Below are 13,277 nucleotides of genomic sequence, written 5' to 3'. Positions count from 1 at the left end.
TCATGAGAAATATTACAATTGAAAAGAATATCGTATACGGAGAAGCAGTAGGCGAATATGTCACAGCAGATCTATACTATCCACAATCACATGACAGGGAGCTCCCTGTTGTCGTGCTAATACATGGCGGTGCATTCCAGTCAGGCTCTAAAGAAATGTACAGAAGTGTAGGCAGTAAATTAGCAACGGACGGTTATTTTGTGATGGCTATCAATTACCGGCTTTCTACACCTGCGTCTGCAACTTACCCGGGTGCTTTAGAAGATGTAGGACAAGCGATGAATTGGATAGTATTACATGCGAATGAAAGAGGACTGGATCCTTTGAGAATAGGAATAATAGGAGACTCTGCCGGTGCCTACTTAGCTACAATGTTTTCATTGACCCGCCAGCCTTTCAGCTACAGAATATGTGCAGTTGTCGCCGTCTACGGAATATTTGATCTGAGTGCGGAATGTAGAGAGGAAAAGTATGCCACTACAACGAATATGTTTGAACAATTTTTAGGCATTCCATATGAAGGGAACGTGGAAGCGTTTGACAAAGCCTCTCCTATTTCTCATGTAGAAGAGGCCATCGCGAATCCTATTTTCGATACAGACTATTACTTGATTTGGGGAAAAACTGATCCGATCATCAACCCGAATCAATCCATCGTTTTTTATGAACATTTGAAAAAAGCAAAGATCCAAGTCATTACATCTGAAATTCCAGACAAAGGTCATCTATGGTTTAATGAATTACCTACCGTTGAAGGTGGTACGGTTGATGACTATCCGAATACTATTATTTATCCGAAAATTTTATGTTTTCTTGAAGGTAGCGTGTGGAATTCGTTAGATGGTAACTTCTCTAGAAAGCAAATCGCGGTACTAGATCGACTGAAGGACTAGTGATTGGCAGAATCCTATCTGTTGCGATATGAAAATTAGAAAACCCTACTGCTAGACGAAGAATGATCCGCATGTGGTAGGGTATTGTGGCGTTTGTGCTTTTCTGTTTCTATAGTTAGAAAAGATCCTCGCTTGTTTTTATAACGGCTCTGCTTCGATTTAAGACCTTGTCCGTTCAACGATTTCTTTTACGTAAGTGATCGTCCGATTCGCGGCCTCATCTGCTGTCATATCAATCCGGTTGTTCAAGAAGCTTGTGAGCATACCTTGCCATATCAAAATAGTTACTTCGTTAAGCGAATTTATTTTTTCACTGTCTAGACTGCCTTGCTCCACCGCTTTTTTCAAAAGAGGGTGACCGCGTTTTACTACGTTTTGCTCAAGTAAGCTCATTTGAATTTCTTCAGGAACGTCTACAAGATCTGATGGATAAAACTCGTAATACTTTTCTAATAAATGATCAGGATTTTCCCCTAGGTCCCGAATGAAGACAGAGTGAAAAATATCTGGCTTCTGGAAAGAGTATTCACAGAAGCACTCCCAAGCGATGATATATTGCTCTAACGCTTGGTCTACTCCATTCATTCGTCTCGTTACTTCAGTAATATATTCTTCCAATAATCGCATGGATGCGAAAAAGAGTAAATGTGAAAACTCATCAAAATAATTGTAAATGGTCGCGCTATTATAGCCGGCCCTATCAGCTACTTTACGAATAGTAACTGCTTTGGAACCTTCTTGCTCAATAATTTCTGTTGTAGCTTCTATGAAATACTTCCACATTCTGCTTTTCTGAATTGTCTTCTTATCCAATGAATAACGCTCCCTTCTTTATTTATTCAGTGCATCAATTTTATCAGTATTTTTCTGTATACACTATACTTGTATTTCTCGATATATTTTGTTAACATAAACCTGTTCATAATATAATCATGATTATAATTTATTGGAAAGATATTTACAACTTTTCTTCTCCGGTAAATTATTCATATGTAAGTAGAATACATCAATTGAAAGCGCTATCAATTAATGCGTGTTAAGGAGGAAAAAGGATGCACAAGAAAAGAATAGATCCATTTGTATTTTGGACGTCGCTCGGATTTATCCTACTGGCTACTGTGTTACTCGTGGTCTATCGAACAAGTGCTGAGCCAGTACTTGATAACGTCATGACGTTTATTACGTTTCGCATGGATTGGGCGTTTCAGTTTCTGACGTTCGGTTTATTTATATTTTTAGTTTGGCTTGCGTGGAGTAAGTTTGGGCACATTAAGTTAGGAGAAGGGAAACCAGAGTTTTCGAGTTTCAGTTGGGGCGCTATGCTATTTACCGCTGGAATGGGAACGAGTATTATGTACTGGTCTATGATTGAACCGATATCATACTTTTCAGGACCGCCATTTGGAATAGAGCCTGGTACACAAGAAGCAGCTGAGTGGTCACTTACATATGGATTATTTCATTGGGGAATTTCGGCATGGTCACTTTATGCCTTTCCTACCGTTGTCATTGCCTACTCCTATTTTGTGAGAAAAAGACCTTCGTTAAAAATCAGTACTGCTTTAAGTGGAGCGCTTGGTAAACATGCAGATGGATGGGTTGCAAAGCTGATTGATGTGCTTGTTATTTGGAGTTTGGTAGGGGGACTTGGAACGTCACTCGGTCTTGGGGTTCCGATGGTATCTGCAGTTGTCGGCTCTATTTTATCAATTGAGCCATCTATAGGATTAGACGCTGTAATTGTCACGCTTATTACGATAGTTTATTCGGCAAGTGCTTACTTAGGATTACAAAAAGGGATTAGAAGATTAAGTGACTTTAATATATATTTAGCAGTCGCACTAGCGGCTTTTGTATTCATTGCAGGTCCTACATCATTTATCCTTACGTATTTTTCAAATAGTTTTGGATTAATGCTACAAAATTTCACGTTCATGAGTTTCCATACGGATCCGATTGGGCAGGGTGGGTTCCCGCAAGGATGGACAGTGTTTTACTGGGCTTGGTTCGCTGCAACAGCCATGTTCATGGGACTATTCGTCGCTAGGATTTCCAAAGGTCGGACGATACGTGAATTGATCACACATATGTTATTGTGGGGTTCCATCGGGGGCTGGGTGTACTTTATGGTCTTCGGCGGTTACTCGATGAATTTGCAACTGCAAGGAATTGTGGATTTAGCAAAAATCGTAACAGAGCAAGGCGGACCAGCTGCGGTAGTGGAAATTCTCCGTACTTTACCGATGGATGTTTTAATACTGCCGTTTTTCGTTATTGTCGGGGTAGTGTTCTTATCTACTTCTATGGACTCTGCGACATATATTCTAGCAGCAATCGCTACAAAAGAACTACAACCAGGTGAAGACCCTGCACGCTGGCATCGAATGGTTTGGGGAGCTGTATTGGCGATCCTGTCTCTGTCTTTACTATTAGTAGGGGGACTTCGTGTCATACAAACGTCAGCAGTAGTTGTAGCGGTACCGATATTTATTATTTACATTTTACTTCTTGTTTCGCTAATCAGATGGTTACGAGAAGATTTTCCTAGAGTGAACTTAAACAAATAATTGGAGGCATTCACTATGGTATTTAACGTAAGAGAAACGAATCGCACAATACGTACTACATTCCCACACGCCACGAAAGAGTTATCGAACGTGATGATTCCTTTATCAGATGGGACACAATTAGCAGCGCATATTTGGTTGCCGAAAGATGCGGAAACTGCTCCTGTACCCGCAGTTCTGGAATACTTGCCGTATCGTAAAAACGAATTTACGGCATTGCGGGATTCGCTCCGCCACCCTTATTTTGCTGGTCATGGCTATGCGAGTATTCGAGTGGATATTCGCGGTACAGGAGATTCGGACGGTATTTTATATGACGAATATTTGAAACAAGAACAAGATGATGCGTTAGAAGTATTAGATTGGATTACGAAACAAACGTGGTCAACGGGCAAAGTCGGGATGATCGGTAAATCATGGGGAGGCTTTAATGGTCTGCAAATCGCGGCCCGTCAGCATCCAGCATTACAAGCGGTCATTACATTATGTTCAACGGATGATCGGTATGCAGATGACGTCCATTATAAAGGGGGAGCTATGCTTGCTTCGGATATGCTGTGGTGGGCGAGTACGATGTTTGCGTACAACGCACGACCACAATTTCCAGAAGTTCGTGGGGAATCGTGGAAAGAAAATTGGCTGGAGCGTATGGAACTCACACCACCTTATGTAGAAGAGTGGGTTCGTCATCAACGCTATGATGCTTATTGGAAGCACGGTTCTGTTATTGAAAACTATGAGGATATTACGATTCCTGTCTTTGCGGTTGGCGGTTGGGCAGATGGTTATACGAATGCCGTTCCACGTCTACTTACTGGTTTAAAAGGACCTAGAAAAGGCTTAATTGGTCCGTGGGCGCATGAATATCCGGAAATGGCGGTACCTGGTCCGCAAATCGGATTTTTACAAGAAGCTGTTCGTTGGTGGGATCATTGGTTAAAAGGTGAAGAAACCGGCATTATGGACGAGCCGATGGTACGAGTCTATATGCAAGATAGTGTTCCGCCACAAACGGATTATTCGTATCGCCCTGGACACTGGGTAGCTGAACAACAATGGCCGCCTGAGAACATTAAAGAAAAACAATTATTTTTGAACGGTAAACACTTAAGTGAATGTGCTGAAGGTAAAGAAGTAATTGTCTCGTCAGTTCAGCAACATGGGCTGTATGCAGGAGTTTTCTGTCCATTCGGTCAACCGGGGGATTTGTCCGCAGATCAGCGGATTGAAAATGGCATGGCAGTTGTTTTCGATGGAGTGCCTGTAGAAGAAGAGCAAGCAATTTTAGGGGAGCCCGAATTCCGCTGTACCATTACTTCCGATAAAAAGTCAGCTCATTTAGTCGTTCGTTTGAATGACGTAGCGCCGGATGGCTCTTCGACACGAGTGACGTGGGGGGTATTGAACCTCACGCACCGCGACAGTGATGAGCAGCCAAGTCATCTAGAGCCTGGGAAAGCATATGATATAACAGTGAAAATGAACGTGATCGGTCATACATTACAAAAAGGGCATCGCTGGCAATTAGCCGTATCGCCAAACTACTGGCCGCATATTTGGCCGTTTCCTGAAGCAGTGACGTTCACGATCGATACAGGGGAACAAACGTCATTAGTTTTGCCACTGAGAGATTCTAAAGAATTCGATCATACGCTGGAGCCTTTCGCGCAGGCGGAAACTGCCCCGGTACTAGAAAAAGACATTATGCGTGAGGCGGGGCGGACGCGTGAAATAAAGCATGATGTAGCAACAGGAGTCTGGACGCTCGATGACTTTTCTGATGAAGGAAAGCGCAAGTTGCATACGAATGGACTGGAATATGGCAGCACGAACCGCAACGTCTATACAATAAGAGAAAATGATCCATTAAGCGCTCGTGTAGAGTGTGACTGGACATTAAGTGTTGGCAAAGACGAGTGGCAAACATACTTAGAAACCAAAAGTATTATGTCAGCCGACGAAACAAATTACTATCTTTATAATGAATTGAAAGCGTGGGAAGGGGATCAAGAAGTTTTCCATAAGAAATGGGAAGAGAAGATCGCACGTGATTTCACGTAACAGGATATGTATATACCGCTGAGGCTGTCTGAAGTATGTGTCCGTAAGTCAGATGGTGTTCGTCCAGAATTTAGAGTGGGATAAGTGACTTCTCCTTTGCCGTGTAGAAAATGAGTGTACGTATGAGGATTCTCCCGAGAGAAACCGGACGCTTTCCTGAGGGGACGCGGCGGACTCGCCAGAAGTGCGTTGGCGATTACGCCTGACGCGCTGATCCTCCAGGAGTCGCCGGTTCTTCCGGGAGAATCCTTGAGTTTGTGTCTGCAAGTCAGTTTGTGTTCGTCCAGAAATAGAGTGTGGTAAGTTCCGCTTTCTGAACAGTGTGGGTGAAGCTTTGGATTGCCTGATTGAATACATATAGAGTCATTTCTTTTTCCACTCAGTTCATCGAAGAAGTCATAGTAGCAGATAATACTTCACTGCTATCTAACTTCAAAAGCGGTCGCATTGTATTAGACAAGTCTACTTGGTTTTCACTACCTACAAAGAGGTATTTGACTGTTTTGCCTACACAAAGTACGGCTGAAGCTGGAAGACGATCGACTCCGGGAGGTTCAGGGAAAGCCGTAGCGGAGGACGGCTTTTGCGAGTGAAGCGCAGCGAGAAGGAGCACATTTTTGCACTGACAGGTGTAACTCGCAGAGCTTGACGGTCCACCGCGCCCCCTCCGGAAAGCGTATCGTCTGGAAGCGCAAGCCGCAAAACTCCTCAAGTCAGCGTCAATCCATCCAATCGCCTACCTCGCTTTTAAATGAATGACTATATCACCTGGGTAATGAACAGATGTAGCTAGATCTATTTCTTGTAATGTTCAGCAGCATCCGCAATTGCTTTTGTTGCATGTACTGTACCAAAAGGATGTTCAGGTGGTGCATAGATAGAATATAGTGTAATAGATTCATTACCTATATTTTTAAGATTATGCCATTTTCCAGCAGGTATGATGATACTATCACCTGCTTCAACAACTCTGAAAAAGTCTAATCGTTCTCTCGTGTCCCCCATCTGAACTAAGCCTTGACCGCTTTCTAATCGGATAAACTGATCTACATCAGAATGAAGTTCTAATCCAATCTCCTCTCCAGGTTTAATATTCATCAAAGTTAATTGTAAATTTTCTCCCGTCCAGAGAACCGTACGGAAGGTGTTGTTTTGCTTTGTCGCTTTTTCTATATTCAGTACAAGTGGGGTTGCACCAAAATCAGTGATATTCTTCGTATTATAGACATCATCCATACGTGTTGGTGGAAGTTGTACCGGTGTCGGAAAAAAATTCATGCTATAAAACGGTACATAATAGCACGCATTCAGAAAGTAGGGATAATAAGTAATGATACTCAATCCTTTCGTGTTCTTTGTCTACTTAACATATGCAAAATGTCTAAAGAAGTGTACAGAAAATGAGATGCTTCTGACGAGTAGGTGTAGAGGTAGTGTAGACGTTAGGATTCTCCTTTCAGAAATCGTATCGTCTAAGCAAGTCGCAGGACAATCCAAGTCAGCGTAACTTCATACATTCCACTCGTCAGTCGTTTAGTTGGAGGTGGAATTGTATATGTTGAGCAGCAGATTTCGCTAGTGCTTTTGCTTCTTCTAGTGTGTCTCCTGATGCAATGACATACGCATAGCGATGCCCCATAGATAATGGAGGAGTAAGCCACGTTCCTTTTTTAGGTTTAATATAAACTTCTTTTACACCTGCTGACTTCATTGCCCGTCCTTTTCCTGTAACTTTCTCCAAAATTCCTTTCTGATCTACAATGACATATTGTGTATATACGTACCGCTGATGCATAGGCGTCAAGTTCGGTACATCGCCTACGTATAATTTGAGAGTTTCCTCAACTACATCAAAACCGAACGCAACTTTTAACATACTATTCATCGCTCCGCCTGAAATCCGGGGATTGATTTCGATTAAACGCCAACCACTTTTCGTTTTGCGTAGCTCCAGATGAAGAGCCCCGTTCCGTATGTTAAGCGTTTCTTGGATAGATTCAAGAACATCCTTAATACTATCGTGCAATTCATGAGGCACGTGTCCTAATACACCGTATCCTGTAATGATGAAACGTTTTCCGATCGTAATCTCTTGTTCGATCACTCCTATTATGTTGACTGAACCATCACAAATCATCGCTTCGACTAAATATTGATCTCCTTCAATAAATTCTTCTATAATAATCGCTTCTTCAGGTGTTTTTCTCTGAAACATGTCAACTGCCCGGTACATTTCCTTTTGATTATATACTTTTAAGACGTTCTTTGAGCCGGTCGATGAAGAGATTTTTACGATTAGAGGATAAGAAGATAAATGGTTTAATGCAGGTAGTTCAGGACTTTCTCCAGGTGACAGCGTGAAATGGGCTGGAGTATACGGTTGATCTGCAAGCCGTTCCCTAGTCAATGATTTACTTTCCATAATTTCTGCGGCCATGGCAGAAGTTCCGTTCGGACAAAATTCTTCACAAAGTTTACTTGCTGTCGCTACATAGGAATCGATAAAGCTGACGATTGTTATCACTTCATTTCCTCTCGCCTGTAATTTGGCCACTTCTTTTTTCATAGCAGACAGAGAAGTGATATCGACAAATGTCATTTCGTGGATATCTGTGTACTCTCTCCGCTGACGGATCTGTTTTTCATTTTGGGTAAATAAAACGGTAAAGTATCCAAGACGCACGGCAGCCTGGACAGCTTCTCTACTGGAACCAGATTTATTTGTCCCGATAAAGATGATAGTTTTCAAGAAATCCACTCCTTCATAATCAGAGACTCTTTGTATCGTATGAAGGAGTTGATAAAGAACCTAGTTAGATGCCATGGCTAAGAGTACTATCTTGAAAACATCAATTGCCTATGTCACTTGTAGCATGGATACATACAAATACATAGAGAGAATTATAATTTGAGAAGGGGAAGTGTGTTGGAGGCGATAGTATTTCTCGGTGCATCTACGTCAGGATCCAGTCAAGATGCCATTTCAGCAACTAGGCGATTAGGCTATAAAACTATCCTTATGACAGATCGGAAACAGCGCAAAAGCAATGAATTCTACTCCATTGATCATGTGGTACATATGGAATCAATGGAAAGGGAGATGATTAAGAGAAAAATAATCGAATGGTCAGACATATATGCAATTCGCTTACTTGTCAGTTTTGTAGAACCTTATGTTTCACTTGCAGCTTCATTATCAAACGAGTTTTGCCGAACACGTATATCTTGGCGAGCCATGCAACGAATGGAAGACAAAATAGGCACGCGAACGGCATTATTAGATGATCCAACGAATTGCGATTTCACAATTATTTCCAATGAATTTATTGGAAAGTTGACAGAACAAACTACATTGAAGTTTCCAGTAATTATAAAAAACCCTCTATCTACAGGTTCCAAGAATGTGTATTGTATTGAAAATGATCAAGACTTTGAGTTGGCGAAAAAGAAATTATCCAGCCGATTTCCAAATCAGTCAAGCATCGTGGAAGAGTATGTAGAAGGAACTCAATATGTCATTGAAGTAGTAGTGTGTAATGGCAAACCTGTAATTGTTGCAGTTATTCAGCAAGAAATTACGAAACGTATAAGTTTTATCGTGACAGCTTACAATGTGCTAGTGAATATGGAGGACATCATGTATGTAGAACTTACAGAAACAATACAGTCCATCATGAAAAAAATAGGGCTTCATCATGGGGCATGTCATGTGGAAATGCGTTATACAGATAAAGGATGGAGATTAATAGAAATTAATCCGCGGATTTCCGGCGGAGCAATGAACCGAATGATTGAAGAATCTACAGGTATCAATTTGGTGGAAGAAACGATTAAGTTATACCTAGGTGAGACTCCTAATTTCATCCGAACGGAAAATCGTCCTGTCTATACATCCTATATTACGTTTACTACTTACGGCTATTTACTGAAAGTCAAAGGTGTGAAACAAGCGGAATCTTCTCCCGGTGTTGTCAATGTACACATAAAGCCCGCTATTGGTGAGATCGTGATGCCTGCTATATCTATGGGGTATCGGTATGGATATGTTATGGCAGTGGGTAAGACCGAAACAGAAGCAAAAAGTAGGGCTGAACAAGCAATTCGGTTGATCAAATATTATATAGAACCTATTTAATACACATATCTTTCATAGGAGGGAGGGAAAAGTAGATGAAAGAATGTTGTCTCAACAGCGCATTACACACATTGTGGAATGAGCAACTACTCCTTTCAACATTCGGGAAGGATTTTCAATTTATTTGTGATGTATCATTACCGGATACGATACCTTTTATGTTGCAGACGAAGGAACAATCACTGTCAGTCATAAGTGACGGGGGGATTACTTCCTACTTTCGTTTGGATAAAATGTACGAAGATTGCTCGTTAGTGCGCTTATCTATGCTTCAGCCGGTAGATATGGAAGGGCATCCAGCTTACAATCCAGAAGATCTATATGCTCTTAAAAAAACTTCGCACTGCATACTCGTAGATAGTTGCTGTTTCTGTGCAATTATTCCCTTATCCCCGAAGTTAGTAGATCGTCCGCTTCCGATTATTGAATCCAAGACGTAGCGATATTTTTAGTTACTATTAAGCCTGTTTATTATCCGGAAAGCATATCGTCTTAAGCAAGACAATCCAAGTCTGCATCATTCCATCCGATCGCCATATTCACCCGCTTTTTCATCGCCTACCTCGCTTTTAAATTTATGAATGTACTATAAGCAAAGTTATAAAAAAGGAGAATGTCTATGACGTTAATAGGTATGCTGCATCATCGCAAAGATCCTAAAACCGTTGTGAAAGCATATGCGTTCGCGGCTGTGGCGGAAGCAGAAGGAGCACAGTTTTATTATTTTTCACCAGGAGAAGTAAATTTTTTGCATCAAACGATTAGAGGACAAGTGTATAAAAACGGGGAATGGAAGACTGCGACTATGCCTTTTCCAGACGTTATTTACAATGCAGGTAGTCCAGAGAAACTGATGAAGGCGAAGAACGTCATCGATAGATTGAAGCAAGATATACCATTTACGACGTATTCTATTGGGAATAAGTGGAGTGTTAATCGTCGTTTACATGAAGCGAAAGACTTTGCGAATTATTTAATTCCGACAGAAGTGGTGAAAAATTCAGACCATGTTTTGCGATTTATGGCCGCTTTTGAAAAAGTCGTATTCAAGCCAATTGATGGACGGAAAGGAAAAGGAATATTTTTCATCGTTCAAGAAAATGGCAGATGTATTGTGAATGGGGAAGGCGTGAATAACCTATACACCGAAAATCAATTAAAAGAGTTTGTAAACAAACAGTTGGCTAGGGAAACATTTATCATTCAACCTTATATCCAATCGGTCACTCAATCCGGGCAAGTATTCGATTTTAGATTGCATGTCCAAAAAAATGGAGAAGGAGAATGGGTAATTACAACGATTTACCCCCGCGTGGCTCCTAAAGGCTCGATTATCGCAAATATTAATAGTGGTGGCTATACCAACTATTTAGATCCTTTTTTAGAACAAGAATTTAACGAAGACGCGTTTAATATTAAAAAGAAATTAGAGTATTTCTCAATAGCTTTGGCTACTCATTTAGATAAACTTCAAATGGAGATTTTTGGTGAAATGATAGATGAAATTGGTGTGGATATAGGCATGGATGAACGCCAAAAATTTTGGATTTATGAAGTGAACTGGCGCCCTGGTTGTCCACCTGCATTCTATCTGGAATTAGATGTTGTTAAAAATACGATTCTATATGCCCAATATATTGCGAAAAACCAACAAACCATACAAAAAAAGATTAAGGAAGCTAAACGAAGGAAATTACGAAACAAACAAGAAGTACCGATAATCGCTATTACAGGAAGTGCGGGAAAGACAACGACTAAAGCTTTCTTATCATCGATTCTTTCAAAGAAATGGAAGGTCTTCGAATCAAAAGATTATTGGAATACGACAGAACATACGAAAAAACATGCTGAAGAAATTAATTCATCTCACCAAGCAGTCGTTTTGGAATACGGCATGGCCTACCCAGGTGTTATTACTGAGCACTGTCGAATCATTCAACCTACTGTCGCCATCGTGACAAATATTGGGTTAGCTCATGTTGGAAATTTTGACGGTGATCCGAGAAATGTCGCAAAGGCTAAATCAGAATTAATACACGGCATGGATCAATTTGGAGTACTATGTTTAAATATGGATAATGAAAACTCAAAATTTTTAGAAACTGAAATGTTTAAAGGACAGACGTTGACGATTGGTATTCATAAAGAAGCTGATTATCGTGCGTATGACGTACAATACGTCGAGCAAGGAATGACGTTTAAGATGCTGTTAAAACACGAAGAATTAGAACTGTTCATACCTATTTTCGGTGAGCATCATGTATATAATGCATTGGCTGCTATTGCGATTGCTGACCATTTTGGATTTTCTCCTATGGAAATTAAAATGGGATTGCTTTTCAAAAAGCCACCTAGACGCTTAACAATATATGACTGCAGAGATCATATTACTCTTATTGATGATACTGTGCATTCTCATCCTGAGGGTGTACGCGCTGCTATAGATGTTTTAGTGAATCTTGCAAAAGATAGAAAAATAGCGGTGATTGGTCAAATGAGGGAATTAGGTGATCTGCGCCAAAAAGAATATCAGAAGATAGGAGAGTATATTCAACAACAAGGGATAGATGTTCTGATTACGTACGGTTTTAGAACAGAGGAAATAGGGATGCAGGCGCAGTTGAAAGGAATGAAAGCGGAGAATATTTATCATTTTACAGATCGCGAGAAATTACATGCATTACTGCCGAATCTTATTAAAGAGAATGATACGATTCTTGTGAAGGGGGCAAGTAAAACAAATATGTTTGACACGGTGAAGTTTATAGATAATTTATTTTCAGAATAAAGGATTGGATTGCTCATAGTTTTATATTTAATGATACAAATGCAATGAGTATGTCTGACATGTTGATGTGCGTTGCAACCCGACGAGTTTTGGAGGACGAGGAGAGGCTGACCCTTAGTGTCTTGCGGCTTGCGCTTCCGGACTCCAGAAAGCGTCCGGTTCTGTAGGGAGAATCCTAACACGTACATTAATTCTACAACTCTCCGTTCAGGCATCTCATTTCCAAAAACCAATTTCTTTGAATAAACAAGATTATTATTTTCTGTATACTTGATAATCTGATTCGTTTCTTGATTAAGCATTTTGTAAAAACGACTCTCTATTGCTTAGAGTGCAGATGTTGTCTCGGAAATAGTCATTACTTATTCAGTTGGCATATAACCAATGACTTCATAAGTATTTGAGTCAACAACGATTTCGGGTGTCCCAGTAACAACGTTTTTTACATCTTTAAAAGAAACGACTAAAACTTCTTGGTTTTTATACTTTTTATCCAATAGAACGTATCGATTATCGGCAATGGTTTCTTTTACATCTGCGCTATGCCAGTCATCTTCAGCTGTAGTGTCCCAACCTTTTTCCTTTACATATGCCCATGCAACAACTCTGACATCATCATAGTTATCCACATGATCTGTAGGTTCTAAGCTAGTTTTATTTGCGCAACCTGCTACTAGTATAGCTGATAGCACGATTAAGAAAAAGTATGAATATTTCACTTTGCCCCACCCCCTTGTACCGTTAGACGGCCTAAGCATAAATAAGTTACGATTCCTTCTTTTTCTTAGTTGCGTAAGCTTTTTGTCCATTCGTAGTTCAAGAAGCGGCATAGA

At 40.6% G+C, this 13,277-nt stretch carries 10 protein-coding genes; 6 read left to right on the top strand and 4 right to left on the bottom strand.

The genetic code is table 11. The annotated features are described in order from the left end of the window. Positions 1 to 2: 2 nt before the first annotated feature. On the top strand, positions 3 to 893 hold the full coding sequence (locus tag DV702_RS10000) for an alpha/beta hydrolase (RefSeq protein WP_114924627.1): 891 nt from the start codon (positions 3 to 5) through the stop codon (positions 891 to 893). Positions 894 to 1,052: 159 nt separating this feature from the next. Here DV702_RS10000 and DV702_RS09995 read toward each other — a convergent pair whose 3' ends face one another. After that, positions 1,053 to 1,706, bottom strand: coding sequence for a TetR/AcrR family transcriptional regulator (locus DV702_RS09995; RefSeq protein ID WP_240315595.1), 654 nt, complete (start codon positions 1,704 to 1,706; stop codon positions 1,053 to 1,055). Positions 1,707 to 1,945: 239 nt separating this feature from the next. On the opposite strand from DV702_RS09995, the gene DV702_RS09990 reads away from it, so the two are divergent. Together DV702_RS09990 and DV702_RS09985 are read left to right on the top strand one after the other, a co-directional pair. Next, on the top strand, positions 1,946 to 3,460 hold the full coding sequence (locus tag DV702_RS09990; RefSeq protein ID WP_114924626.1) for a BCCT family transporter: 1,515 nt from the start codon (positions 1,946 to 1,948) through the stop codon (positions 3,458 to 3,460). Between the two features lie 15 nt (positions 3,461 to 3,475). Next, positions 3,476 to 5,521, top strand: coding sequence for a CocE/NonD family hydrolase (locus DV702_RS09985; RefSeq protein WP_114924625.1), 2,046 nt, complete (start codon positions 3,476 to 3,478; stop codon positions 5,519 to 5,521). 795 nt (positions 5,522 to 6,316) lie between these two features. Here DV702_RS09985 and DV702_RS09980 read toward each other — a convergent pair. After that, entirely contained in the window at positions 6,317 to 6,862 is a 546-nt protein-coding gene (locus DV702_RS09980) for a cupin domain-containing protein (protein WP_240315594.1), read from the bottom strand. A gap of 184 nt (positions 6,863 to 7,046) precedes the next feature. Then, positions 7,047 to 8,279, bottom strand: a complete 1,233-nt coding sequence (locus tag DV702_RS09975; protein ID WP_114924623.1) for an ATP-grasp domain-containing protein — start codon at positions 8,277 to 8,279, stop codon at positions 7,047 to 7,049. A 168-nt stretch (positions 8,280 to 8,447) separates the two neighbouring features. On the opposite strand from DV702_RS09975, the gene DV702_RS09970 reads away from it, so the two are divergent. The 3 genes from DV702_RS09970 to DV702_RS09960 all read left to right on the top strand — a co-directional run bounded on the left by DV702_RS09970 (position 8,448) and on the right by DV702_RS09960 (position 12,444). Further along, a complete protein-coding gene (locus DV702_RS09970; protein WP_114924622.1) occupies positions 8,448 to 9,656 on the top strand; it encodes an ATP-grasp domain-containing protein in 1,209 nt (402 codons plus the stop codon). Between the two features lie 35 nt (positions 9,657 to 9,691). Continuing rightward, entirely contained in the window at positions 9,692 to 10,096 is a 405-nt protein-coding gene (locus DV702_RS09965) for a CotY/CotZ family spore coat protein (protein WP_114924621.1), read from the top strand. Between the two features lie 179 nt (positions 10,097 to 10,275). Beyond that, positions 10,276 to 12,444, top strand: coding sequence for a YheC/YheD family protein (locus tag DV702_RS09960; protein WP_114924620.1), 2,169 nt, complete (start codon positions 10,276 to 10,278; stop codon positions 12,442 to 12,444). A gap of 362 nt (positions 12,445 to 12,806) precedes the next feature. Here DV702_RS09960 and DV702_RS09955 read toward each other — a convergent pair whose 3' ends face one another. Continuing rightward, on the bottom strand, positions 12,807 to 13,163 hold the full coding sequence (locus DV702_RS09955) for a hypothetical protein (protein ID WP_240315593.1): 357 nt from the start codon (positions 13,161 to 13,163) through the stop codon (positions 12,807 to 12,809). Positions 13,164 to 13,277 lie beyond the last annotated feature (114 nt).

Source organism: Sporosarcina sp. PTS2304 (assembly GCF_003351785.1).
Taxonomy (GTDB): domain Bacteria; phylum Bacillota; class Bacilli; order Bacillales_A; family Planococcaceae; genus Sporosarcina.
The sequence above is the reverse complement of the archived record's forward strand: the minus strand, read 5'-3'. Positions and strand labels throughout refer to the sequence as shown.

Excerpts from the sequence above, each read along its gene's own strand:
- DV702_RS10000 (WP_114924627.1), top strand. The coding sequence starts at position 3 with ATGAGAAATATTACAATTGAAAAGAATATCGTATACGGAGAAGCAGTA.
- DV702_RS09990 (WP_114924626.1), top strand. The coding sequence starts at position 1,946 with ATGCACAAGAAAAGAATAGATCCATTTGTATTTTGGACGTCGCTCGGA.
- DV702_RS09985 (WP_114924625.1), top strand. The coding sequence starts at position 3,476 with ATGGTATTTAACGTAAGAGAAACGAATCGCACAATACGTACTACATTC.
- DV702_RS09965 (WP_114924621.1), top strand. The coding sequence starts at position 9,692 with ATGAAAGAATGTTGTCTCAACAGCGCATTACACACATTGTGGAATGAG.
- DV702_RS09960 (WP_114924620.1), top strand. The coding sequence starts at position 10,276 with ATGACGTTAATAGGTATGCTGCATCATCGCAAAGATCCTAAAACCGTT.